The sequence below is a fragment of the Chromobacterium subtsugae genome (genome assembly GCF_001676875.1).
Classification (GTDB): Bacteria; Pseudomonadota; Gammaproteobacteria; order Burkholderiales; family Chromobacteriaceae; genus Chromobacterium; species Chromobacterium subtsugae.
Map to the genome: position 1 here is coordinate 1 of NZ_JYKA01000016.1, position 24953 is coordinate 24953.

Sequence of the window (24953 nt, forward strand, 5' to 3'; positions counted from 1 at the left end):
CCTGTTAAAGAGCGGTGCCGATCGCTGCGTCGTCATCACCGGAACTGTTTTGTTTCCGCTGTTTCGTTCGCTGCGTCAGCTGAGGAGGCGAACTATACGCCCGGGACCCACACCCGTCAACACCTTTCGCCACAAAAAATGCAAAAAGATGGCGGAAGAACACGCAAACCATTGATAAACCATCAATATGACACAAAAAGAATTTCAGCTCTTCATGAAAAACGCCGCGATCCGCGGCGTTTTCGCTGCACTCCGTGCCCTGCTACGCGGCCTCAAGGCTGCGCGGGAGCGGCCGGCGGCTTCAGATAGGGCAGAAAAGCGTCCACCACTTCCGGCGCGTCCGGTTTCGTGCGGGTGGAGATGCTCACCACCTTGCTCGCGCCCGGCAGGATCAGGTACTTGTGGAAGTTCCACACCGGCGCGTCGTCGGTGGCGGCGATCAACGCCTTGAAGAAAGGCTGCGCGTCGCCGCCGCGCACGTGGCCCTTGCCGGCCATCGGAAAGGTCACGCCGTAATTGGCCTGGCAGAACGCGCCGATCTCGCTGGGCTGATCCAGTTCTTGGAAGAAATCGTTGCTGGGAAAACCGATCACCACCAGGCCGCGCGGACCGTATTGCTTATATAGAGACTCCAGCTGGGTGAACTGCGGCGTGAAGCCGCAATGGCTGGCGGTGTTGACCACCAGCACCGGCTGCTCCGCGTACTGGCACAGATTGATCTCGCCGCCCATCAAGCCCGGCACCTTGTAATTGAGCAATGGCGGGCACGCGGCCAAGGCGGCCTGCCCCCATAGCAACAGCAGATATCCCCAACGTTTCATGACGACCTCCCCGCCGGATGCGCCACCCGGCTTTGCTCCAGATATAAGAATAGGGCAATGCGCCCGCGCACTGCCCCATCCTCTCACATCGCGGCGGCACGCGCCGCCGGCCTGTCATTCCGGCTGGCTGGCGATTTCCGCGCGCACCTTGTCCATGTCCAAGTCCCGCAGGCTCTGCAGCAACTGCTCGAACTGCGCGCCCATCATCGCGCCGGCCTGGTTGAAGACCATGATGCCATCCTTGATGGCGATCAGCGTCGGAATGGAGCGGATATTGAAGTGGGCGGCCAGGTCGCGCTCGTCTTCGGTATTGATCTTGCCGAACACGATGTCGGCGTGCTTTTCCGCCGCCGCCTCGAACACCGGGCCGAACATCTTGCACGGGCCGCACCACGGCGCCCAGAAGTCCAGGATGACCAACCCTTCTTCCCTCATATTGGCGTTGAAATTGTCGGCGGTGAGGTTGATATAAGACATGGCGGCTCTCTTTCGTAATCGGGTGGCCCGCCAGCGGCGGGCTGTCTGCCATCAAGATATGAGCGGCCCCGGGCCATTGCAAGCGATCGCGCCGGTTGTATTTTTCAATCCGGCCGATAGCCCGCTCAGCCGACGAAGGGCAAAGCCAGGTACAGCTTGATCACGATGGCGTTGACGATGTCGATGAAGAAAGCGCCCACCATCGGCACCACCAGAAAGGCCAGATGCGAGGGGCCGAAGCGCTCGGTCACCGCCTGCATATTGGCGATGGCGGTGGGCGTCGCGCCCAGGCCGAAGCCGCAATGGCCGGCCGCCAGCACCGCGGCATCGTAGTTGCGCCCCATCACGCGGAAGGTGACGAACACGGCGTACAAAGCCATCGCCAGCGTCTGCAGCAGCAACAGGGCGAAGATAGGCAAGGCCAGCGCCGCGAGGTCCCACAGCCGCAGCGACATCAGCGCCAGCGCCAGGAACAGCGACAGGCTGACGTTGCCCACCACCGATACCTCGCGCTCGAAAACCTTGTACCAACCCAGCGCCGCCAAGCCATTGCTGATCAGCACGCCGACGAACAGCACGCAGACGAAAGTCGGCAGCTCGAAAGCCGTGCCTTTCAGCAGGCCGCCGAGAAAAGTGCCGCCCAGCAGGCAGACCGCGATCAATGCCAGCGTTTCGATGAAGGAATGCGGCGTGATCAGCCGCTGCGCGTCCGGCTGCTCGAAGCCTTGCGGCGGCTGATCGGCGTTGTGCTCGGCGCCCGGCGTATTCACCCGCTTGACCAGAAAGCGCGCCACCGGCCCGCCGATCAGGCCGCCCAGCACCAGGCCGAAGGTGGCGCAAGCCATCGCCAGTTCGGCGGCGGAGGCCAAGCCGTACTTGTCGGCGAAGGTGCCGCTCCAGGCGGCGCCAGTGCCATGGCCGCCGGACAAGGTGATCGATCCGGCCAGCAAGCCCATCAGCGGGTCCAGCCCCAGCGCGCTGGCCACCGCCACGCCCAAGGTGTTCTGCACCAACAGCAGGCCCACCACCACGCCGAGGAAGATGCCTACCGACTTGCCGCCCTGCTTCAGGCTGGCCAGGTTGGCGGTCAGGCCGATGGCGGCGAAGAAGGCCAGCATCAGCGGCGTTTGCAGCGAGGCGTCGAAGCGCACCTCCACACCGGAAAACTGCCGCGAGGCCAGCAAGGCGGCCGCGACCAGCAGGCCGCCGGCCACCGGCTCGGGGATATTGTAGGTGCGCAGCGCGCCGCTATGGGCGACCAGTTTGCGCCCCAGCAGCAGGACCAGCGAGGCGGCCACCAGCGTGCCGTAGAAGTCGAGTTGGATCATCGGTTCTCCCTTTATCGTTTTCGAGCGAAAACGCGTCCGCGGCGCGGCGCAGACAAACCGATGAATCAGGAAGGCATGGAGGCGCTCCACATCCCGCCGCTGGCGCGGCGAGGCGGCGCGAAGGCCGCCGGCTGGCTGGTCGGCGACTCCATGCGGAAACGCGCTTTCTTATAGGAGAGCGGAAGCGGAGAAAAAGTTCGCGTAAAAACTTTTTACAATCAGCGGCATGCGTTCGTCAGCCGCGGCTGATCTGCCAGCACTGGTGGATCTTGCGGTTGCGGAAGTCTTCCGGCACCGACTGCTCGCTGATATCGCGGATCTGATAATCGCCGCGCAGACGCTCGTCCAGCGCGAAGCTGCGCAGGTTGTTGGAGAAGTACAGCTTGCCGCCCGGCGCCAGCAGCGCCATCGCGTAGTCGATCAGCCAGACGTGGTCGCGCTGCACGTCCAGGATGTCGCGCATCTTCTTGGAGTTGGAAAAGGTGGGCGGGTCCATCACGATCAGATCGAACTGCTTGCCGGCGTCCACCGCCTCTTCCAGATACTGGAACACATCGGCGCGCACCAGCTTGTGCCGGGACGAGTCCAGGCCGTTCAGCTCGAAATTGCGGCGCGACCAGTCCTGGTAGGTATTGGACATGTCCACCGTCTCGGACGACGCCGCGCCGCCGGCGCCGGCGTAGACGGTGAAGCTGCCGGTATAAGCGAACAGATTGAGGAAGCGCTTGCCTGCCGCCTCTTCGCGCACCCGTTTGCGGGTGTTGCGGTGGTCGAGAAACAGGCCTGTGTCCAGATAGCGGTCCAGATTGACGATGAAGCGCTGGCCGAATTCCTCAACGATGAAATCGTCACCCTCGCGGCCCACCTTTTCGTATTGGCTGACGCCCTTCTGGCGGCGGCGGTTCTTCAGCGTGACGGCGGCAGCGGCAATGCCGGTCACTTGCTCGATAGCCGCCACCACCGCGTCTATCCAGGCGCGGTAGTCGTCGTCGGCCATTTCCCAGCCGGTGTCGTACTCCTGCAGATGCACCTTGCCGCCGTAGATGTCGACCGCGAACGGGAACTGCGGCACGTCCTTGTCGTAGGCGCGCCAGGCGTCCAGCCCCTGGCGGCGCGCCCATTTGGCGTAATGCTTGTAATTCTTGGCCAGACGGTTGGCGAAGGCGCTGACATCCTGCATGGCTATCCTCGAGACGGCAAAACAAACGCGCCAGACGAATCTGGCGCGGCTGGTGATTCAAAACCGCATTATAAGCGCTATTGCTGCGAATACATCGCCAGCATCTTGCGATAGACCGGCTCCGGCAGGTATTGGCGGATCATCCCTTCCCAGCCGCGCGGCCCCACCAGGCCCTTGACCATGGTGGACGACACCTCGGCGTATTCGCGCGGCGGCAGCAGGAACAGCGTGGTGATGTCCGGGTGCAGGTCGGAGTTGATGTAGCGCATCGTGCGTTCATATTCATAGTCGCTGGCGGTGCGGATGCCGCGCACGATGTAATTGGCTCCCACGCTTTGCGCGTAGTTGACCAGAAACTGGTTTTCAAACACGTCCACCCGCAGCTTGCTGAAGCCGGCGGTGACTTCGCGCAGCAGCCCCACCCGCTGTTCGACATCGAAGGTGCAGTGCTTGTCCGGGTTCACCCCGACCGCCACGATGAGTTCGTCGAACAGTTCCACGGCTTCGCGAATCATCCACAGGTGGCCATTGGTCACCGGATCGAAGCTTCCGGCATACACGGCTCTCTTCAATTGACGTTTTCCTTTGGATTTTGGCATGAGTTCCATGGCGAATGTATCTTGCGAAGGCGGGAGGGTAAAGGAATATTTGTGCGATGCGGCAAAACGGCGCCGCACCGCCCACATTGTCAAAATTCTGTCACAACTGGCAGTTGATCATCCAGTTGACGCCGAATTTATCACTAAAACAGCCAAAAAGCGCATTCCAAAAAGTCTTGCCCAGCGGCACCGTCACCTGCCCCCCGGCGCTGAGCGCCGCGAAAGCCTTCTCCGCCGCCGCGGTGTCGCCGTCCAGGTTGATCGACAGCACAATCTGCTGGCTGGGCGGCGCCGGCCGGTCGGTGTCGGAAATCATCAGCACATTGGCGCCGAACGCCAGCCGGGCGTGCATCACCCAGTTCGGGTCGATATCGCCCATCGGCGGCGTGTCCTTCGGCGCGTCCGAATAACGCATCAGCATCGCGATGTCGCCGTTCAAGGCCTCGCGGTAGAACTGCAGCGCCTCTTCGGCGCGTCCGTTGAAATTGAGATACGGATACACATGCATGGCAAGCCTCCGTCAGTGGTGGGAAAGCCAGTGTACGCCCGCGCTTACGACAATGAAATGAAAAAAGCCCGCGCCTTGACCGCGCGGGCTTGCTTGTCGGCAGGGCCAAGGCCTAGCCGTTGATCTCCTCGGCGCGGTGGCAGGCCACCATCCGCGCATCCAGCTCGCGCAGCTGCGGCACCTCGCTCTTGCAGCGCTCGTTGGCATGCGGGCAGCGCTTGTGGAAGGCGCAGCCGGACGGCGGATTGAGCGGGCTGGGCAGCTCGCCCTCGATCTTGATCTTGACGCGGCGGTCCTCCGGATGGATGGACGGCGTCGCCGACAGCAACGCCTGGGTGTACGGGTGCAGCGGCCGGTCGTAGACGCGGTCCTTGGCGCCCACCTCCACCGCGCGGCCCAGATACATCACCATCAGGTCGTCGGCCACGTGCTCCACCACCGCCAGGTTGTGCGAAATGAACACATAGGCGGTGTTGAACTCTTCCTGCAGGTCCATGAACAGGTTCAACACCTGCGCCTGGATCGATACGTCGAGGGCCGAGGTCGGCTCGTCCGCCACCACGATCTTGGGGTTCAGCATCATCGCGCGGGCGATGGCGATGCGCTGGCGCTGGCCGCCGGAGAACATGTGCGGATAGCGGAAGTAGTGCTCCGGACGCAGGCCGACGCGGGCCATCATGCCCCTGACCTTCTCTTCCCGCTCCTTCGCCGACAGCTCGGTATTGATCAGCAGCGGCTCGGACAGCTGGTCGCCGATTTTCTGCCGCGGATTCAGGGAGCCGTACGGGTTCTGGAACACCATCTGCACCTTGCGCCGCATCGCCTTCAGCTCGGCGCCGCCGGCCTTGGCCGCATCCTGGCCGTCGAGGATCAGCGAACCGGAAGTCGGCTGCTCGATCAGCGTCAATTGGCGCGCCAGCGTGCTCTTGCCACAGCCTGACTCGCCGACCACCGCCAGCGTGCGGCCGGCCGACAATTCGAACGATACGCCGCCCAGCGCCTTCACCTGCGCCTTGGGCTTGAGCCAGCCCTGCGCCACATCGTAGTAACGGGTCAGGTCCCGCGCTTGCAAAACGCTAGTCATGCTGCTTCTCCTTGGCCAGCAACGGGTAGTGGCAACGCACCGCGCCATTCGGCTGCGGCGTGAGTCCCGGCCGCTGGCTGCGGCAGTTCTCCTGCACATACGGACAACGCGGCGACAACAGGCAGCCGCTCGGACGGTCGTATTGTCCGGGCACGATGCCGGGCAACGTCGCCAGCCGGCGCGCGCCCTTGCTGTGCTCCGGAATCGACGACAACAGCGCCTCGGTATACGGATGGGCCGGCTGGCGGAAAATGCCGGGCACGCCGCCCACCTCCGCCGACTGGCCGGCGTACATCACCACCAAGCGCTGCGCGACTTCGGCCACCACGGCCAGATCATGGGTGATCAGGATCAGCGCCATGTTCTGGCTCTTCTGCAGACTCACCAGCAGCTCCATGATCTGGGCCTGGATGGTGACGTCGAGCGCGGTGGTCGGCTCGTCGGCGATCAGGAGCTTGGGGTTGCAGGCGATGGCCATCGCGATGGCCACGCGCTGGCTCATGCCGCCGGACAGCTGGTGCGGATAGGCGTCCAGCCGCGAAGCCGCGGCCGGAATCTCCACCTGCTGCATCAGTTCCAGCGCGCGCGCTTTCAAGGCGGCGCCGCGCAGGCCCTGGTGCACTTTCAGCACTTCCATGATCTGGTAGCCGACGGTATAGCTGGGATTCAGCGCCGTCATCGGATCCTGGAAGATCATCGAGATATCCTTGCCGACGATCTTGCGGCGGCCGCGCGCGGAGATGGTCAGCAAGTCTTTGCCGTCGAAGCTCAGCTCGTCGGCGACGATGCGGCCCTGGCCTTCCAACAGGCCCATCATCGCCATCATGGTGACCGATTTGCCGGAGCCGGACTCGCCGACGATGCCGACGATTTCCCCTTGCGCCACAGTCAGGTCCAGCCCCTCCACCGCGCGGAAGGGATTTTTCTCGGCGCCGAACTCCACCGACAGATTCTTGATTCGCAACAGACTCATGTTTCTTATCCTCAGGCGGCGCGCTTCAGCTTCGGATCCAGCGCGTCGCGCAGGCCGTCGCCCATCAGGTTGATCGCCAGCACCGACAGCAGAATGGTCAGGCCCGGCAGCGTCACCACCCACCAGGCGCTCTCGATGTAATCGCGGGCCGAGGCCAGCATGGTGCCCCACTCGGCGGTCGGCGGCTGCACGCCCAGGCCCAGGAAGCCCAGCGCGGCGATTTCGAGAATGGCCGAGGAAAAGCTCATGGTGGCGTGCACGATCAGCGGGGCCATGCAGTTGGGCAGCACGGTGACGAACATCAGCCGGAACAGGCCGGCGCCCGCCACCCGCGAAGCCACCACGTAGTCGCGGTTCAGCTCGGTCATCGCCGAGGCGCGGGTCAGCCGCACGTAAGCCGGCAACGACACGGTGGCGATGGCGATCATCGCGTTGGTCAGGCCGGGGCCGAGGATGGCCATGATGGCCACCGCCAGCAGCAGGGACGGCAACGCCATCATGATGTCCATCAAGCGCATGATGGAAGCGCCCAGCGCCTTCGGGAAAAAGGCGGCCAACAGCCCCAGCACCACGCCGGGGATCAGCGCCATCAGCACCGACATCAGGCCGATGAACAGCGACAGTCTGGCGCCGTGGATCAAGCGTGACAGGATGTCGCGGCCCAACTCGTCGGTGCCGAACAGGAACTGCACGCTGCCGCCGGCCTCCCAGGCCGGCGGGGTCAGCATGTGGTCGCGGTACTGCTCGATCGGGCTGTACGGCGCGATGACAGGCGCCAACAGCGCACAGGCGACGATGAACAGCACGAAGATCAGGCCGGCGACCGCGCCCTTGTTGTGGGAAAAGCCCTGCCAGAACTCCTTCAGCGGAGACGGATAAGACAGCGCCAGGTCGGCCGGGGCCGCGTTTTGCTTGGTTTGGCTCATAATGCGTCCCTGCTTACTTGGCGTGACGGATGCGCGGGTTGGCGATGCCGTACAGGATGTCGACGATGAAGTTGGTGACGATCACCAGCGTGGCCACCATCAAAATGCCGTTCTGCACCACCGGGTAGTCGCGGCGGGCGATGGCGTCGATCAGCCATTTGCCGATGCCGGGCCAGGAGAAGATGGTCTCGGTCAGCACCGCGCCGCCCATCAGCGTGCCCACTTGCAGGCCGATTACGGTCAGCACCGGGATCAGCGCGTTGCGCAGCGTATGGATGAAGATAACGCGGGCGGGCGACAGGCCCTTGGCGCGCGCGGTGCGCACGTAATCCTCGCGCAGCACTTCCAGCATCGACGAGCGGGTCATCCGCGCAATCACCGCCAGCGGAATGGTGCCCAGCACGATGGACGGCAGGATCAGGTGGCTCAGCGCGCTCTTGAACGCGCCGGCGTTGCCTTCCGGATCGGCCATCTCGGCCAGATAGCTGTCGATCAGCATGAAGCCGGTGCGCGGATGGATGTCGAACATCAGGTCCATGCGGCCCGACACCGGCGTCCAGCCCAGCTTGACCGAGAAGAACATGATCAGGATCAGGCCCCACCAGAAGATGGGCATCGAGAAACCGGTCAGCGAAATGCCCATCACGCCGTGATCGAATAGCGAGCCGCGCTTGATCGCGGCCAGCACGCCGGCCAGCAAGCCCCAGACGACGGCGAACAACAGCGCCGACAGCGCCAGCTCCAGCGTGGCCGGGAACAGGGTCTTGAACTCGGTCCAGACGCCCACCTTGGTCACCAGCGATTCACCCAGATTGCCGTGCAGAAGGTTGGTGACATAGTCGAAATATTGCGCGTACAAAGGCTTGTCCAGCCCCAGACGATGCAGCGCCTCGGCGTGCAGTTTGGGATCGAGCGTGCGCTCGCCCACCATCACTTCCACCGGGTCGCCGGGAATCATGCGGATCAGGCCGAACGTGAGCAGCGTGATGCCGAAGAAGGTGGGCACCAGCAGGCCCAGCCTCCGCAGAATGAATGCAAACATGGATAAACCTCTCCTGGACGCAGGCGCGGCCTCGAACGCCGCGCGCGCCATCTAACCCAGACATCGCGTGCAAGGAATCGACACAGGAAAGGAAAACGGATCGCCTCTCGGCGAAGGGAGAAAAAAGGGTGCCGGGCAGCGGACAGGCAACTAAACCACCCACCAGCCTTAGCTGCAGCCACTGCCGCGGCGAGGAAAACGATATCAGCGTCCCTCTTCCCGCGGCTTGACGCAGGTCAAGCCGGCTGCAAGCCGCCCCTCCCGCGTTCCACTCCATTCCTGTGCAGATACTGCCATGTCGGCGCCGGCGCCCTCTCTGCCGGACGGCTGTCAACGCCTACACTTGTCGCCAGGCGGCGGGGAGCGAGCTCCCCGCCGCCTCGTTCTGAAATAACGCCTTTTTCAGGCCAGCCTTACTTGATGCTGACGCCGTAGAAGGAGTTCATGCCGAACGGACTGACCTTGAAGCCCTGCACCGACTTCAGCATCGGCTGGTTGACGGTGGAGTGCGCGATGGTGGTGTAAGGCAGTTGCTGCTTCACGATCTCCTGCGCCTTCATGTACAGCTTGGTGCGTTCGGCGACGTTGGCGGTGGTCTTGCCCTTCTGGATCAGGTCTTCGAACGGCTTGTAGCACCACTTGGTGAAGTTGTTGCCGTTCAGCGCCTCGCAGCCCAGCTGGGTGCTCAGCCAATTGTCCGGATCGCCGTTGTCACCGGTCCAGCCGATCAGCATCGCATCATGCTCGCCCGCCTTGGAGCGCTTGATGTATTCGCCCCATTCATAGGAAGTGATCTTGGCCTTGACGCCGATCTTGGCCCAATCGGACTGGATCATCTCGGCCATCAGCTTGGCGTTGGGATTGTACGGGCGCTGCACCGGCATCGCCCACAAGGTGATCTCGAAACCATTGGGGTAGCCGGCCTTGGCCAGCAGCGCCTTGGCCTTGGCCACATCGTACGGCGCGTCCTTCAGGCTCTTGTTGTACGACCACTGGGTCGGCGGCATCGGGTTGGTCGCGGCTTGGCCGGCGCCCTGGTACACCGCTTGCAGGATGGCCTTCTTGTTGATGGACATGTCCAGCGCCTGGCGCACTTCCAGCTTGTCCATCGGCTTATGCCGGACGTTGTAAGCCAGATAGCCCAGATTGAAGCCTGCTTGCGAGATCACGTGCATTTTCGGATCCGCCTTCATCGCCGGGATGTCGGTCGGGCGCGGGAAGGTGGTGATCTGGCACTCGCCGGCCTTCAGCTTCTGGTAGCGCACCGAGGCGTCGGTGGTGATGGCGAACACCAGGTTGTCAACCTTGGGGCCATCCACTTTGTCCCAGTACTGCTTGTTGGCGACGAAACGGATCTGCGCGTCCTTCTGGTAGCGCTTGAAGATGAACGGGCCGGTGCCGACCGGCTGCTGGTTGATCAGCTGCGGCTTGCCATCCTTCAGCAGCTTGTCGGCATACTCGGCCGACTGGATGGAGGCGAAGCTCATCGCCATGTTCTGCACGAAGGCGGCATCCACCTTTTTCAGGCCGAACTTGACGGTATACGGATCGAGCTTCTCGATCTTGACGATGTTCACGTCCATGCTCATGTCGGAGAAGTACGGGAACTCGGTCGGGTAGGCTTTGCGGAACGGATGGTTCTTGTCGATCATGCGGTTGAAAGTGAACAGCACGTCGTCGGCGTTGAAATCGCGGGTCGGCTTGAAGTAGTCGGTGGTCTGGAACTTCACGCCCTTGCGCAGATGGAAGGTGTAGGACAGTCCGTCAGCGGAAACATCCCATTTTTCGGCCAGGCCCGGCACTACCTTGGTGCCGCCGCGCTGGAATTGCACCAGCCGGTTGAATACGGTTTCGGCCGAGGCGTCGAAGTCGGTGCCGGTCGTGTACTGGCCGGGGTCGAAACCCGCCGGACTGCCTTCCGAGCAGAACACCAGAGTACCCGCGGCATGCGCCGCCAATGAAGAGCCCGCGACCACGCCAGCAACCAGCAGCTTCTTGAAAGCTTGCATAATGTTTCCCTTTTCCTTTGTACAGACCGTTAAAGTCTTTTTCTGATAGTCAACCTGAGCCTTGAGACTTGGCTGGTGGGGGATACATTATGCACAGAGGGCGCTTTTGACAAGCGCCCTCTGGCTTTTTTATGCGGACGGCAGCCGCGATCGCGGCAGCCAAGGCGGCGGACTATCGCTTCTTCAGCACCACCGACCCGACGGAATAGCCCGCGCCGAAAGAAGAAATGACGCCGACATCCCCAGCCGCAAGATCATGCGAATGGAGATGGAAGGCGATGATGGAGCCGGCCGAACTGGTGTTGGCATAACGATCCAGAATCACCGGCGCCTCCACATTGTCGGCCTCGCGGCCCAGCACTCGCTTGGCGATCAGCTGGTTCATCGCCAGGTTGGCCTGGTGCAGCCAGAAACGGCGCACGCCCTCCGGCGCGATGTCCAGGCTGCCCAGATGCGCGACGATGTGCTCGCCCACCATCGGACACACCTCTTTGAATACCTTGCGCCCCTGCTGAATGAACAGCTTGTCCGGCTGGCCGACGCCGGCCTCGTCGCAGCGGTTCAGGAAGCCGAAGTTATTGCGGATATTGTTGGAGAACACCGTGGCCAGCTTGCAGCCCAGCACTTCGAAACGCTGCGCCGAAGTGGCCGCGTCGGCGCGCTCCAGCACCACCGCGGTGCAGGCGTCGCCGAAGATGAAGTGGCTGTCGCGGTCGCGGAAGTTCAGGTGGGCCGAGCAGATCTCCGGGTTCACCATCAGCACCGCGCGCGCCTGGCCGGTGGCGATGGCGCCGACCGCGGTCTGGATGCCGAAGGTGGCGGACGAGCAGGCGACGTTCATGTCGAAGGCGAAGCCGGCGATGCCCAGCGCCTGCTGCACCTCGATCGCCATCGCCGGATACGGGCGCTGCATATTGGAGCAGGCGACGATCACCATGTCGATGTCGGCGGCGGCGCGGCCGGCGGCTTCCAGCGCCTGGCGCGCGGCGGCCACAGCCATCTCGGCCTGCAGCGACAATTCGTCATTGCCGCGCTCCGGCAGATGCGGCGCCATCCGCGCCGGATCCAGCACGCCGCCCTTGTCCATCAGGAAGCGCTGCTTGATGCCGGAGGCCTTTTCGATGAATTCGGCGCTGGATTCGGCCAGTTCCGCCACCTCTCCCGCGTCGATGGCCGCCCGGTTGGCGGCATTGAAGTCGCGGACGTAGGCGTTGAACGCCTCCACCAGCTCGGCATTGCCGACGGCATGGGGCGGGGTGAACAGGCCAGTCCCGCTGATAACAACCTTATGCATGTTGATTTGTCCTTTTTCACCCGCGGGCGCGGGAGCAAACATGGCGGCCAGCCTATGCGGCCGAATATTGCCGCGATTTTACACAAGCCCCCGCAAAAAGTAAGAAATCCATAGCCCGCAACAAGTTAAACCTAGTAAAATGCTCGACTTTGCGGCATGCGGTGGCGGTTGCGCCTGACAAATACTTGACTAATTTAGTCGGATATTGGGTATAATCCGTACAGTACCACCACCCACCGGAACGAAAAACATCATGCGCCTCACCACCAAAGGACGTTTTGCCGTCACAGCCATGCTGGACCTCGCCATGCGCGAGGAAGGCGGCCCGGTCACGCTGGCCGGCATCAGCGAACGCCAAAGCATCTCGCTGTCCTATCTGGAGCAGCTGTTCGGCAAGCTGCGTCGCGCCGAGCTGGTCGACAGCGTGCGCGGTCCCGGCGGTGGCTACACGCTGGCCAAGGAGACGCACGAAATCACGGTGGCCGACATCATCGTCGCCGTGGACGAACCGGTGGATGCCACCCAGTGCGGCGGACGCGAAAACTGCCGCGGCAGCCAGCGCTGCATGACCCATGACTTGTGGACCAACCTCAACGTCACCATATTCGACTACCTCTCCAAGGTGAGCCTGGCCAGCCTGGTCGCCGAGCAGCACGCCAAGGAGACCAGCGTGGTGCAGGACAAGCGCGATAGCTGTAGCACCCCTCACCTTGCCGCTGCCAGCCGAGCCCTGTAAGCGCCCCGAAATCTTGTGGAGATTATGCAAATGAGCCAGCCCAAGCTGCCGATCTATCTGGATTACTCTGCCACCACGCCGGTGGACCCGCGCGTCGCCGAAAAAATGATTCCCTACCTGACCGGGAAGTTCGGCAACCCCGCCTCGCGCAGCCACAGCTTCGGCTGGGAAGCGGAGGAAGCGGTGGAAAACGCGCGCGCGGAAGTGGCCAAGCTGATTGGCGCCGATCCCAAGGAAATCGTCTGGACCTCCGGCGCGACCGAGTCCGACAACCTGGCGATCAAGGGCGCCGCCCAGTTCTACAAGAGCAAGGGCAAGCACCTCATCACCGTCAAGACCGAACACAAGGCGGTGCTGGACACCTGTCGCGAACTGGAGCGCCAGGGCTTCGAAGTCACCTATATGGACGTGCAGGAAAACGGCCTGCTCGACCTGGAGGCCTTCAAGGCCGCCATCCGCCCGGACACCATCCTGGTGTCGGTGATGTATGTGAACAATGAAATCGGCGTGATCCAGGATATTCCGCAAATCGGCGAAATCTGCCGCGGAAAAGGCATCATCTTCCACGTCGACGCCACCCAGGCGCCGGGCAAGGTCAAGATCGACCTGAACACGCTGAAAGTGGACCTGATGAGTCTGTCCGCGCACAAGGCTTACGGCCCCAAGGGCATCGGCGCGCTGTACGTGCGCCGCAAGCCGCGCGTGCGCCTGGAAGCGCAGATGCACGGCGGCGGCCACGAGCGCGGCTTCCGCTCCGGCACCCTGGCCAGCCACCAGATCGTCGGCATGGGCGAAGCTTTCCGCATCGCCCGCGAGGAAATGGACGGCGAATGCGAACGCATCCGCATGCTGCGCGACCGCCTGTGGAACGGCATCAAGGACATGGAAGAGGTCTACATCAACGGCGACATCGACCAGCGCGTGCCGCACAACCTCAACGTCAGCTTCAACTTCGTCGAAGGCGAGAGCCTGATCATGGCCATCAAGGATCTGGCCGTGTCCAGCGGCTCGGCCTGCACCTCCGCCTCGCTGGAGCCGTCCTACGTGCTGCGCGCGCTGGGACGCAACGACGAGATGGCGCACAGCTCGATCCGCTTCACGCTGGGCCGCTTCACCACCGAGGAAGAGATCGACTTCACCATCGCCCTGCTGAAGTCCAAGATCGGCAAGCTGCGCGAGCTGTCGCCGCTGTGGGAGATGTTCAAGGACGGCGTGGACCTGAATAGCGTTCAATGGGCGGCCCACTGAGCCGATAACGGATTATCGGCCGCGGCAACTCCAACCGCCGCGGCCCGCAGGAGAAAAGACATGGCATATAGCGAAAAGGTAATGGACCACTACGAGAACCCGCGCAACGTGGGTTCCTTCGACAAAGGCGACGACAGCATCGGCACCGGCATGGTCGGCGCGCCGGCCTGCGGCGACGTGATGAAGCTGCAGATCAAGGTGGGCGCGGACGGCGTGATCGAAGACGCCAAGTTCAAGACCTACGGCTGTGGCTCCGCCATCGCCTCCTCGTCGCTGGTGACTGAGTGGGTGAAGGGCAAGTCGCTGGACGAGGCGCTGACCATCAAGAACACCGCCATCGCCGAAGAACTGGCGCTGCCGCCGGTGAAGATCCACTGCTCCATCCTGGCCGAAGACGCGATCAAGGCCGCGGTGGAAGACTATAAACAGAAACACGGCAAGTAAACCGGGGAACGGTCATGGCACTTACTCTCTCCGAACGCGCCGCCGCCCACATCAGCGCCTTTATCGCCAAGCGCGGCAAAGGCCTGGGCGTGCGCCTGGGCGTGAAAACCTCCGGCTGCTCCGGCATGGCCTACAAGCTTGAATTCGTCGATGTCGCCAGCGACGACGACGTGCGCTTCGACAGCCACGGCGTCTCGATCTTCACCGACGCCAAGAGCCTGGCCTACCTGGACGGCACCGAGCTGGACTACGCCAAGGAAGGCCTGAACGAGGGCTTCAAGTTCCACAACCCCAACGTCAAGAACGAGTGCGGTTGCGGCGAGAGCTTCAACGTCTGACCCCTCGCGGCCGGGCGGAGCGTTGGCGCGGCACGCGTCATCCTCCGCCTTGCGCTTTTGCCGGCCGCCCAGCCCCCTGCCTCTCTGGAAGCCTGATGAACACCGATTTCAGCCAAGACTTCTTCAGCCTGTTCGGCCTGCCGCGCCGCTTCGCCATCGACAGCGCCCTGCTCGACAACGCCTGGCGCGCTGCCGCGGCCCAAGTGCATCCCGACCGCTACGCCGCCAGCCCCGATGCCGAGAAGCGCAGCGCGCTGATGCTGTCCACCCGCGTCAACGAGGCTTACCGCACGCTGAAATCGCCGCTGTCGCGCGCCCGCTACCTGCTGCAACTGTCCGGCGTGGACACCCAGGAAGAGAGCAATACCGCAATGCCGGGCGACTTCCTGATGGCCCAGATGGAGTGGCGCGAAGACATAGACGATGCCCGCCGCGACCTCGCCCGGCTGGAAGCGCTGTCCAGCCGGCTGCGCGCCGAAGCCAATGCACTGCAGGCGGCGCTGGCACAGGCGCTGGACAGCCGCGCCGACTTGGACGGCGCCACGGTTCTGGTGCGAAAATTGCGATTCATGGAAAAGCTGGACCAGGAAATCGGCGACGCCATCGAAAGCCTGCTGGACTGAAACCGGCCGCGACGCCGCCCTGAGCAACGACACAAAGACCACCACGACATGGCTCTACTGCAAATCGCCGAACCCGGCCTCTCCGCCGCTCCCCATCAACACCGTCTGGCCGTGGGCATAGACCTGGGCACCACCAACTCGCTGGTCGCCACCGTAAAAAGCGGCTCCGCCGTCGTGCTGCCGGACGAGCACGGCTGCAGCCTGCTGCCGTCGGTGGTGCGCTACGTCGACGAAGGCGAACCGGAAGTGGGCTACGAGGCGCAGCGCGAACAAAACCGCGATCCGCACAACACCATCGTCTCGGTCAAACGCTTCATGGGCCGCGGCCTGTCCGACCTGAAAGACGCCGGCAGCCTGCCCTACCGCTTCGTCGACGCCCCCGGCATGGTGCAACTGCACACCCGCGCCGGCGTGAAGAGCCCGGTGGAAGTGTCGGCCGACATCCTGCGCGCGCTGAAGGTCCGCGCCGAAGCGAGCCTCGCCGGCGAGCTGACCGGCGCGGTGATCACCGTGCCCGCCTATTTCGACGACGCCCAGCGCCAGGCCACCAAGGACGCGGCCCGCCTGGCCGGCCTCAACGTGTTGCGCCTGTTGAACGAACCCACCGCCGCCGCCATCGCCTACGGCCTGGACAACGGCAGCGAAGGGACTTATGTGGTGTACGACTTGGGCGGCGGCACGCTGGACGTGTCCATTCTCAAGCTCAGCCGCGGCGTGTTCGAAGTGCTGGCCACCAGCGGCGACTCCGCGCTGGGCGGCGACGACTTCGACCACCGCGTGTTCTGCTGGGTGCTGGAAAGCGCCGGCCTGTCCGGCCTGTCCGCTCACGACATGCGCCTGCTGCACACCCGCGCCCGCGAAGCCAAGGAAGCGCTGACCGACCACGCCGGCACCCGCATCACCGCGATACTGTCCGACGGCCAGACGCTGGATCTGGAACTGGACCAAGCCACCTTGCACGCCATCACCAAAACGCTGGTGGACAAGACGCTGCTGCCGGTGCGCAAGGCGCTGCGCGACGCCAAGATCACGCCCGAAGACATTCAAGGCGTGGTGATGGTGGGCGGCGCCACCCGCATGCCGCACGTGCAAAAAGCCGTCGCCGACTTCTTCGGCCGCGCGCCGCTGACCAATCTGGACCCGGACAAGGTTGTCGCGCTGGGCGCCGCCATCCAGGCCAATGTGCTGGCCGGCAACAAGCAGGACGACGAGTGGCTGCTGCTCGACGTGCTGCCGCTGTCGCTGGGCATCGAGACCATGGGCGGCCTCACCGAAAAGATCATCCCGCGCAACAGCACCATCCCGGTGGCGCGCGCGCAGGACTTCACCACCTTCAAGGACGGCCAGACCGCGATGTCGATCCACGTGCTGCAGGGCGAGCGCGAACTGGTGTCCGACTGCCGCAGCCTGGCCAAATTCGTGCTCAGCGGCATTCCGCCGATGGTGGCGGGCGCTGCGCGCATCCGCATCACTTTCCAGGTGGACGCCGACGGCCTCTTGGCCGTCACCGCGCGCGAGCAAACCTCCGGCGTGGAGGCCAGCATCGAGGTCAAGCCGTCCTACGGCCTGTCCGACGACGAGATCAGCCGCATGCTGACCGAATCGATGAGCCATGTGCAGGAAGACATCGAAGCGCGCAAGCTGCGCGAAGCCATCGTCGACGCCGACAGCCTGGCGGAAGCCACCCGCAACGCGCTGGCCGCCGACGGCGACCTGCTCTCCGACGCCGAGCGCGCCGAGGTGGAAACCGCGGTCGCCGCCATCGCCCAGGCGATCGCCGGCAATGTGACCCGCCGCATCAACGAGGCCACCGCCGCGCTCAACCACGCCACCGAAACCTTCGCCGCCCGCCGCATGGACCGCAATATCCAGCGCGCGCTGAAGGGCCACAAGATTACCGATTTGTAAGGATACGCCCCCATGCCGCGCATCATCGTACTGCCCCACGCCGACCTATGCCCGGAAGGCGCCGTGATAGACAACGCCGAAACCGGCCAGAGCATCTGCGACGTGCTGCTGGCCCACGACATCGAGATCGAGCACGCCTGTGAGATGTCCTGCGCCTGCACCACCTGCCACTGCATCGTGCGCGAAGGCGGCAACTCGCTGAACGAGGCCGACGAACTGGAAGAAGACTTGCTGGACAAGGCCTGGGGCCTGGAAGCCCAGTCGCGCCTGTCCTGCCAGGCCATCGTCGCCGACGAGGACCTGGTGATCGAGATTCCGCGCTACACCATCAACCACGCCCGCGAACATCACTGAGCCAGGAGACGCGCAATGAAATGGACCGACGTCAACGACATCGCAATCGAGCTGGCCGATGCCCATCCGGAAGTGGACCCGAAAACCGTCCGCTTCGTCGACCTGCACAACTGGGTGGTGGAGCTGCCCGGTTTCGATGACGACCACAGCCGCGGCGGAGAACGCGTGCTGGAAGCCATCCAGCAAGCCTGGATAGACGAGGCGGAATAATCCCATCCTCCTGACCGGCCGCGAGCGGGGCTCCCCGCCCCAGCCATAGCTCGCGCCGGCGCCTTCCCTTCCCGCTCGACACTCCCCTTTCCGCATCGCGCAATGCGCCACAGCCACGCCACCAACCCAAGTTTCTCCTGTCAGCCGACTCCCGCCCCGCCCTCCGGCAGCGTCAGCGCTCGCGCTCCGCTCCTGCGCGCCGAATCCGCTCTCTAAAAAATCCAAAATAAATATTAATTTGGATTGACCAATGTCAAACATTGTCTAAAATGACAAATTCATAGTGACGCAAGCGGAGAACCTCTGTGGAAACAGTTGAAGCATTGAAATTCTTGTCGCCGGAAGAAATCCCTCATCTGGCAGAACGCTATGGCACGCCTCTTTTTGTGTACGATCTGGACACCATCAAGAGAAACTACGACTACTTCAGCCAAATACCGGCGCCGTACGGCCTTACCGTGCGCTATTCCGTAAAGGCCAATCCGACTCGCGCCATCCTGGCCTATTTCAACCAGCTGGGCGCCTCGTTCGATGTCAGCTCGGTGTGGGAAGCCCGCCGCTGCGTCAATGCCGGCATTGATGCGAGCAAAATCCTGATCACGGCGCAGGAGGTGTCCGCAGGCTGGGAAGAACTGTGCGAAGCGGGGATGGAATTCGATGCCGGCTCGCTGCAGCAGCTGCGCGCTTACGGCGAGAAATTCCCGGGCGGCCAGGTTTCCCTGCGCATCAATCCGGGCTTTGGCTCCGGCCTGGTCAAGAAGCTCACCAGCGGAGGCGACCACTCCAGCTTCGGCCTGTGGTACGCCCAGTTTGACGAAGCCCTCGCGCTGGCCGAGCGTTATTCCCTTTCCATCAAGCGCATCCACCTGCACATCGGCTCCGGCCATGATTCCGGCATCCTGGAAAAAACGGTCAATCGCGCGCTGGAACTATGCGCCCGCGCGCCTGGCGTCACCCATCTGAACCTGGGCGGCGGCTACAAGGTCACCGCGCTGAACAGCGACCCCCAATACGATCACCACGCGGTAGGCGCTCGCATCAGCGCTTCGCTGGAGCAGTTCCACCGCGAAACCGGACGCCAACTGCATCTGGAAATGGAGCCCGGCACCTTCGCCATGGCATTGGCCGGCTCACTGATCACCCGGGTCATCGACGTGGTCAACACCGGCGGCGATGGCTATCGCTTCATCAAGATTGACGGCGGCCTCACCGAACTGATGCGCCCGTCTTACTACGGCGCGCTGCACCCATTGGTCGTGGTCAAGAAGGATGGCTCGCTGGGAACCCATGACGTCACTCCGCAGATGGTCTGCGGCCACTGCTGCATCGCCGGAGACAGCCTGACGCCGGTAGCGGGCAATACGGAAGATTTCACGCCGGTGCCGCTGGCCCGCGCGGAAATCAACGACTATCTGGTGGTGGAACGCACCGGCGGCTACGCCGCCAGCATGAGCGTGAAAAATTTCAACTCCTATCCGGAGGCCGCCGAGGTCTGCCGCGCCGGCAAAGGCAGTTATCACAAGATTCGGGAACGCCAGACCCTGGAGCAGATGACGCAGAACGAGCGCGACCTGCCTCTGGAGCGTTGAGCCCGCCCAGCCGCCAACAACCCCTCCCTTTCCAGGCAAGCGCCAAGCTTGCCTATGAGCCGCCGGCAAGCCAGGCATCGCCGGCGGCGGGGAGACTGTTGCCCGGCGGATCCGGTTTCACACCCGCAACTTAGTTTTGCATGGCCCAACTCAGTTTCCCCCACTCCCTCGCGGAGAGTTCAGGTTCAGGAAACGCTGTCACTTTAGGAGCAAATGTGAGTACGACGAATACGACCGCATACGATCTTCTGGCCGGCGATTTGGAAGGCAGCACCGATGTGCAGCTCGCGCCGGTCAAGGGCCAGGATTTGCGCCGCAACCTGCCGCGCGAATACTTCGTTAAGCGCCCCGCCCTGTTCACCGCCAAAATCCTGTTCGCCTTCGCCCTGATCGCCTTGGGCTGGTACGGCATCTGGTACGCGCTGACCACACCCGTCACCACCGTTTCGATACTGGCGGCGGTTGGCGGCTTTTTCCTGAACGGCCTGATTTACGCCCACCTGATCGAGCTGCAGCACGAATGCCTGCACTGCCACGCCTTCAAGTCGGTGAAGCTCAACCGTCTGTTCGGCGCTCTCGCCGGCGTATTCATGTTCAGCTCCCATTCGCACTACCGCTACGACCATCTGCGCCACCATGCCTACCTTGGCACGGAACGCAATCTGGAGCACTTCGACTACCGCTTCAATGATCTCAACTCGCTGACCGGCTTCGCCATCGCCTTCTTCGACTTGAACCGTTACAAGCGCGTATTCAACATCCTGGCCGCCGCCCTGACCGGCAAGCCGATAGCCGGGGTCGCCAAAGAGGAAGCCCAACGCCACATCAAGCAGGAGTATCTGATCTACGCGCTGGCCTTCATTGCCAGCGTGATCGCCTCGCTGCATTTCCACACCTGGCTATTCGCCCTGGCCTGGTGGCTGCCGACGCTGATCATCGCCGAAGGCGCCCACTTCATGATCGAGATGCCCGAACACTACGGGCTGAATACCCAAACCGCGCCCGATGTGCTGGAAAACACCCGCACCATCCGCACCAACCCCATCATCGCCTGGTACGTGAACGGCAACCACACCCACACCGCCCATCACTTTCACCAAGGCGTGCCCATGTGCAACGTCAAAAAGCTGAACGCGCTGATCAAGCCGCAATTGCAAGTCGTGGAAACCTCGTACTTCGCGTTTTATTGCGATGTGATCCGCGGACGAATCAGCCACCGCTACGACGCGACTTGCATGGCCAGATGAGGATGATGGTTAGCGTTGCCGATCATGCAACTCGGCTCAATGAATATTTCTTATAAATAACTTTGCCCGGCGCCCGATGACTAATGACAGTCGATCGGGTGCTGAGGTATAAGAAGTTGAGTTGAATAATTCGCAACACCCTAACTTGAATGGAAACAGGCTCATGAAGAAAGTTGGTTTGGTCGGTTGGCGAGGCATGGTCGGCTCGGTCCTGCTGCAACGCATGCAGGAAGAGAACGATTTCCATGGCATTGATCCTCACTTTTTCAGCACATCCAACGCCGGCGCCGCGGGTCCCGCCATCCATGGCGCCACCCACCTGCTGAAGGACGCCAACGATATCCGATCGCTGGCGGAAATGGACATCATCATCACCTGCCAGGGCGGCGACTACACCAAGGCAATCTACCCGGAGCTCAAGGCCAGCGGCTGGCAAGGCTACTGGATCGACGCCGCCTCGGCGCTGCGCATGGACAAAGACTCCTGCATCATCCTCGACCCGGTCAACCGTCCGCAGATTGACCAAGCCATTCAAGATGGCCTCAAACTGTTTGTCGGCGGCAACTGTTCGATCACGCTGAGCCTGATGGGCCTTGCCGGCCTGATCAAGGCCGACTTGATCGAATGGATGAGCCTGATGACCTATCAATCCGCCTCCGGCGCCGGCGCCAAACAGGTCCGCGAGTTGATCGCCCAGAGCGGCTACATCAGCTCTCGCCTGGAGCAGGAAGGCCTGACGAAGCAGGATTCGATTCTGCCGCTGGTCAAACGCGTCTGCGAACTGATCTCCAGCCCGGAGCTCCCGACCGAAGCGCTGGGAGCGCCGCTGATGGGCAGCATCATCCCCTGGATCGACAGCGATCTTGGCGACGGCAATAGCCGCGAGGAATGGAAGGGCGAGGTGGAGACCAACAAGATTCTCGGCCTGGCGCCCGGCACGATTCCGGTCAACGGCCTATGCGTGCGCGTCGGCGTGATCCGCTGCCACAGCGCGGCCATCACCATGAAGTTGAAGCGCGAGGTCAATGAACAGGAATTCGCCGCACTGGTGAAGGACGCGCATCCGTTCGTCAGCTACGTGCCCAATAACAAGCAGCAGAGCGTCACGCAGCTGACCCCTGCCGCGATCAGCGGTTCGCTCAAGGTGGGCATCGGCCGCTACAAGAAAATGTCGCTTGGACAAGAGCCTATCTATTCGGTGCTCACCGTCGGCGACCAGCTGCTGTGGGGCGCAGCGGAGCCGCTGCGCCGCATGCTGAACATCCTCCTCGGCCGCGCATGATGACAACCAGGGCGGCGCCTGCCGCGCCGCCCGCTTAAGGAAGCATTATCTTCATGGGATACCTCGCTGCTTACGGATGGTGCCTGGTTACCGCCTTTTCGATGCTGTTGACCGGCGAAGTCAGCCAGCGGCTGAGTCCTTTCATCGTCTGCTTTTTCACTTTCGCGCTGGCGACAGCCATTTTCCTGTCCTACAACGCGCGCCATCTCGGATCCCTCTGGCGCCGCATCCGCGAAAAACGCGTGCAGGGCCCGGTGCTGGCCATCAATCTGAGCAGCTTCGCCAGCTGGGGCTTGATGATCTACCCGCTCACCTATCTGCAGCCCACCTTGGTCGCCACCATGATTCTCGGCATCAATCCGTTGGCTACCGCCCTGATTACCCGCCTGTTTCTCAAACAGCGCTCGCCGGACAAGCTGGTGGTCACCAGCCTGGCCCTGTTCGCGGTGATCGTTTTCCTTTCCTACCGCAGTTGGCAAGGCGAAAACAGCATCCCTGGCACGCCTCACCAGCAAATCGCGCTCTCGCTGCTATGCTGCGTGCTCTCCGGCATCGCCACTTCGGTCAACAACATCCTGACCAAAAGAATCATGTCGAATGCTTTCGGCATCATCGATGTGATGTGCATGCGTTTTTACTTCACCATCCTGATTTCCGGCGTCATCGGTTTCTCCAGCCATCAGGTGGCGCTCAATCAGGATCTGGCGGTTTCCATCCTGCAAACCACGCTGGTATTCGTGGTGGTGCCGTTGATCCTGCTGCAGATCGCTTTGAAGAAGCTGGATCCGCTGCGCGTCGCCATCATCTCGCCGCTGATGCCGGTGCTGGTGGTATTGATGCAACTGTATGGCAATATCGCCGCCCTTTCCGCCGCCGCCATCGGCGCCGCGCTGGCCACCTGGCTGCTCGTATCATTGGGCACCTATTGGGCCATGCAGAAAAACTGACCGTTCCGAACGCCTGGCGCCAAGCCAGGCGACTCGCCAGACCGCAGTGTCAAGACGATGCGGGCTCGGCGGCCCCGGATGATTCTCTTATCGTCGCAAAGGATGCCGTAAATGTCGAAATTGTATTTGAAGCCCAATACCATCCTCGAACCCTTGCTGTGGAACTGGCACGCATGGTCGCATCTGATGAGCCCGCTGACCGCATCCATGCACATCAAAAACCGCCATCTGCGCATCATGCAGCGCTTTGTCGAAACCGGCAGCAAGCCTCAGGTCAAGAACCAGAAATTCGAAGGCGGCCCAGTCGTGCAGCTGGACGGCTCCTTTGCCCGCGATGTGGAGCGCTTGCTGAACAAGACCCTGGACGAATGCCAGGACCTGATCGCGCTGGCGGAAGGCATCGAAGACGCGTCGCAAAAAGTGCTGGAGCCCGCCGGGAAAACCCTGGAGCCGCTGTACGACTCGCTGCAGCCGGCAGTCAAGGGCCTGCTGGAGCTGGTATACAACCTCGACTTCCAGCCTGGCCTGAAGTTTTACGAATCACTGGTGTGGCAAGACTATTACTCCACCCAGCCGCAGGCCATCGCCTTCTCCCAGATCCACTCCGACCGGCGTCCTTTCATCCTCGGCACGCCGGTGCTGTCAACCGCGGACAATCTCGTTCTGCCGCTGCCGTTCGCCTCGTCCATCATCGACGACATCCAGCGCTCCACCCAGCACGGCATTGAGCGGCAGACGCTGCTGGACCAGCTGCAGCTCGATCCCTCCCAGCTGGACTCCTTGCTGCGCTTTTTCAGCACCGAGCCGATCGCCACCCGCCACAAGCGCTACGACGGCGAAGGCGTGCGAGTGCGCTATTACGGCCACGCCTGCTTGCTGATCGAGAGCAAGGACACCGCCATCCTGATCGACCCGCTGATCAGTTATGACTACCCGGCCGAGATCGAGCGCTTCACTTACAGCGACCTGCCGGATCAGATCGACTACGTGCTGATCACGCATGCCCACCAGGACCATTTCTCCATCGAGACCTTGCTCAAGATCCGCCACCGCGTGAAGAACATCGTGGTGCCGCGCAACAACCGCGGCGACCTGGTCGATCCGTCGCTGAAGCGCATCCTGCAGCACATGGGCTTCGCCAATGTGATCGAACTGGAGGAAATGGACCAGGTGCCGCTGCCGCATGGCGAAATCACCGCCATACCGTTCATCGGCGAGCACGCCGAACTGGATATCCAGACCAAGCTGGTTTACAACGTCCGCCTGCATGGCCGCTCCTACTTCGCCGGCGCGGACTTGAACAATTTCGACGGCGATGTCTACCGCCGCTCGTTCCGCAAGCTGGGCGAGATAGAAGTCGTCTTCATCGGCATGGAGTGCGACGGCGGCCCGATCCACTGGCTGTACGGGCCGCTGATCACCCGCAGCTATGACAAGGAAGCCACCCGCAGCCGCACGCTGTCCGGCTCCGACTGCGCCAAAGCCAGCGCGCTCATCGAAAGCATAGGCGCCAAGCATGCCTACGTTTACTCCATGGGAGAGGAGCCCTGGCTGAACTACATCATGAACATCAATTACTCCCCGGAAGCGCTGCAAATCATCGAGTCGGACCGTTTCATCCGGCAAAACCAGCAGAACGGGCTGCACTCACGCCGCCTGTTCGGCAAGGACGAGTGGCTGTTCTCCTGACGGCCTCACCTGCCACGGCGGCCCGCCGGGCCCGGTCGGGCCTGGCTCGCTGACGGACGCTTTGCGCGGCCGCGACGGAAACGCTTCCGCACTTCCA

At 62.7% G+C, this 24953-nt stretch carries 25 protein-coding genes; 13 read left to right on the forward strand and 12 right to left on the reverse strand.

Features of this window, described 5'->3' with window-relative positions:
* Window positions 1–272 precede the first annotated feature (272 nt).
* The 12 genes from MY55_RS16740 to MY55_RS16795 form a co-directional block, all read right to left on the reverse strand.
* Window positions 273–821, reverse strand: coding sequence for a glutathione peroxidase (locus tag MY55_RS16740; protein WP_043580543.1), 549 nt, complete (start codon window positions 819–821; stop codon window positions 273–275).
* A 114-nt stretch (window positions 822–935) separates the two neighbouring features.
* Window positions 936–1298: a thioredoxin gene (trxA, locus tag MY55_RS16745; protein WP_065202750.1), complete on the reverse strand. Its 363-nt coding sequence runs from the start codon at window positions 1296–1298 to the stop codon at window positions 936–938.
* A gap of 125 nt (window positions 1299–1423) precedes the next feature.
* Window positions 1424–2626: a sodium/glutamate symporter gene (gene gltS / locus MY55_RS16750; RefSeq protein WP_047236494.1), complete on the reverse strand. Its 1203-nt coding sequence runs from the start codon at window positions 2624–2626 to the stop codon at window positions 1424–1426.
* Between the two features lie 235 nt (window positions 2627–2861).
* Window positions 2862–3806: a class I SAM-dependent methyltransferase gene (locus tag MY55_RS16755; protein ID WP_047236495.1), complete on the reverse strand. Its 945-nt coding sequence runs from the start codon at window positions 3804–3806 to the stop codon at window positions 2862–2864.
* Between the two features lie 77 nt (window positions 3807–3883).
* On the reverse strand, window positions 3884–4405 hold the full coding sequence (coaD, locus tag MY55_RS16760; RefSeq protein WP_047236496.1) for a pantetheine-phosphate adenylyltransferase: 522 nt from the start codon (window positions 4403–4405) through the stop codon (window positions 3884–3886).
* A gap of 100 nt (window positions 4406–4505) precedes the next feature.
* On the reverse strand, window positions 4506–4913 hold the full coding sequence (locus tag MY55_RS16765) for a VOC family protein (protein ID WP_043580534.1): 408 nt from the start codon (window positions 4911–4913) through the stop codon (window positions 4506–4508).
* Window positions 4914–5025: 112 nt separating this feature from the next.
* On the reverse strand, window positions 5026–5997 hold the full coding sequence (locus tag MY55_RS16770) for a peptide ABC transporter ATP-binding protein (RefSeq protein ID WP_043580532.1): 972 nt from the start codon (window positions 5995–5997) through the stop codon (window positions 5026–5028).
* Window positions 5990–6970, reverse strand: a complete 981-nt coding sequence (locus tag MY55_RS16775) for an ABC transporter ATP-binding protein (RefSeq protein WP_043580530.1) — start codon at window positions 6968–6970, stop codon at window positions 5990–5992. The genes MY55_RS16770 and MY55_RS16775 overlap by 8 nt, the downstream gene beginning before the upstream one ends.
* A gap of 11 nt (window positions 6971–6981) precedes the next feature.
* Window positions 6982–7896: an ABC transporter permease subunit gene (locus tag MY55_RS16780; RefSeq protein ID WP_043580528.1), complete on the reverse strand. Its 915-nt coding sequence runs from the start codon at window positions 7894–7896 to the stop codon at window positions 6982–6984.
* 13 nt (window positions 7897–7909) lie between these two features.
* Window positions 7910–8938 carry an ABC transporter permease subunit gene (locus tag MY55_RS16785; protein WP_043580527.1) on the reverse strand — a complete coding sequence of 343 codons (1029 nt, stop codon included), beginning with the start codon at window positions 8936–8938 and terminating at the stop codon, window positions 7910–7912.
* Window positions 8939–9351: 413 nt separating this feature from the next.
* The gene (locus MY55_RS16790; protein ID WP_043580525.1) at window positions 9352–10947 is read right to left on the reverse strand and encodes an ABC transporter substrate-binding protein; all 1596 of its coding nucleotides are present in this window, start codon (window positions 10945–10947) and stop codon (window positions 9352–9354) included.
* Between the two features lie 172 nt (window positions 10948–11119).
* Complete coding sequence (locus MY55_RS16795) at window positions 11120–12241, reverse strand: beta-ketoacyl-ACP synthase III (protein ID WP_047236498.1); 1122 nt, start codon at window positions 12239–12241, stop codon at window positions 11120–11122.
* Window positions 12242–12494: 253 nt separating this feature from the next.
* On the opposite strand from MY55_RS16795, the gene iscR reads away from it, so the two are divergent.
* The 13 genes from iscR to MY55_RS16860 all read left to right on the forward strand — a co-directional run bounded on the left by iscR (window position 12495) and on the right by MY55_RS16860 (window position 24856).
* Window positions 12495–12977 carry a Fe-S cluster assembly transcriptional regulator IscR gene (gene iscR / locus MY55_RS16800; protein WP_043580521.1) on the forward strand — a complete coding sequence of 161 codons (483 nt, stop codon included), beginning with the start codon at window positions 12495–12497 and terminating at the stop codon, window positions 12975–12977.
* A 30-nt stretch (window positions 12978–13007) separates the two neighbouring features.
* On the forward strand, window positions 13008–14225 hold the full coding sequence (locus MY55_RS16805; protein ID WP_065202751.1) for an IscS subfamily cysteine desulfurase: 1218 nt from the start codon (window positions 13008–13010) through the stop codon (window positions 14223–14225).
* Between the two features lie 60 nt (window positions 14226–14285).
* Window positions 14286–14669 carry a Fe-S cluster assembly scaffold IscU gene (gene iscU, locus MY55_RS16810; protein WP_043580517.1) on the forward strand — a complete coding sequence of 128 codons (384 nt, stop codon included), beginning with the start codon at window positions 14286–14288 and terminating at the stop codon, window positions 14667–14669.
* A gap of 14 nt (window positions 14670–14683) precedes the next feature.
* Window positions 14684–15007 (forward strand): iron-sulfur cluster assembly protein IscA, encoded by a 324-nt coding sequence (gene iscA / locus MY55_RS16815; RefSeq protein ID WP_043580516.1) that lies wholly within the window; start codon window positions 14684–14686, stop codon window positions 15005–15007.
* 95 nt (window positions 15008–15102) lie between these two features.
* Entirely contained in the window at window positions 15103–15630 is a 528-nt protein-coding gene (gene hscB / locus MY55_RS16820; RefSeq protein WP_043580513.1) for a Fe-S protein assembly co-chaperone HscB, read from the forward strand.
* Between the two features lie 48 nt (window positions 15631–15678).
* The gene (hscA, locus tag MY55_RS16825) at window positions 15679–17538 is read left to right on the forward strand and encodes a Fe-S protein assembly chaperone HscA (RefSeq protein WP_043580511.1); all 1860 of its coding nucleotides are present in this window, start codon (window positions 15679–15681) and stop codon (window positions 17536–17538) included.
* Between the two features lie 12 nt (window positions 17539–17550).
* Entirely contained in the window at window positions 17551–17892 is a 342-nt protein-coding gene (fdx, locus tag MY55_RS16830) for an ISC system 2Fe-2S type ferredoxin (RefSeq protein ID WP_043580509.1), read from the forward strand.
* Between the two features lie 15 nt (window positions 17893–17907).
* A complete protein-coding gene (gene iscX / locus MY55_RS16835; protein WP_043580506.1) occupies window positions 17908–18102 on the forward strand; it encodes a Fe-S cluster assembly protein IscX in 195 nt (64 codons plus the stop codon).
* Between the two features lie 305 nt (window positions 18103–18407).
* Window positions 18408–19691 (forward strand): type III PLP-dependent enzyme domain-containing protein, encoded by a 1284-nt coding sequence (locus MY55_RS16840; protein WP_047243487.1) that lies wholly within the window; start codon window positions 18408–18410, stop codon window positions 19689–19691.
* A gap of 215 nt (window positions 19692–19906) precedes the next feature.
* Window positions 19907–20938, forward strand: a complete 1032-nt coding sequence (locus MY55_RS16845) for a fatty acid desaturase family protein (RefSeq protein WP_208856056.1) — start codon at window positions 19907–19909, stop codon at window positions 20936–20938.
* Window positions 20939–21101: 163 nt separating this feature from the next.
* The gene (asd, locus tag MY55_RS16850) at window positions 21102–22220 is read left to right on the forward strand and encodes an aspartate-semialdehyde dehydrogenase (protein ID WP_043580501.1); all 1119 of its coding nucleotides are present in this window, start codon (window positions 21102–21104) and stop codon (window positions 22218–22220) included.
* A 53-nt stretch (window positions 22221–22273) separates the two neighbouring features.
* Window positions 22274–23167: a DMT family transporter gene (locus tag MY55_RS16855; protein WP_076098360.1), complete on the forward strand. Its 894-nt coding sequence runs from the start codon at window positions 22274–22276 to the stop codon at window positions 23165–23167.
* 111 nt (window positions 23168–23278) lie between these two features.
* The gene (locus MY55_RS16860; RefSeq protein WP_047236502.1) at window positions 23279–24856 is read left to right on the forward strand and encodes an MBL fold metallo-hydrolase; all 1578 of its coding nucleotides are present in this window, start codon (window positions 23279–23281) and stop codon (window positions 24854–24856) included.
* Window positions 24857–24953 lie beyond the last annotated feature (97 nt).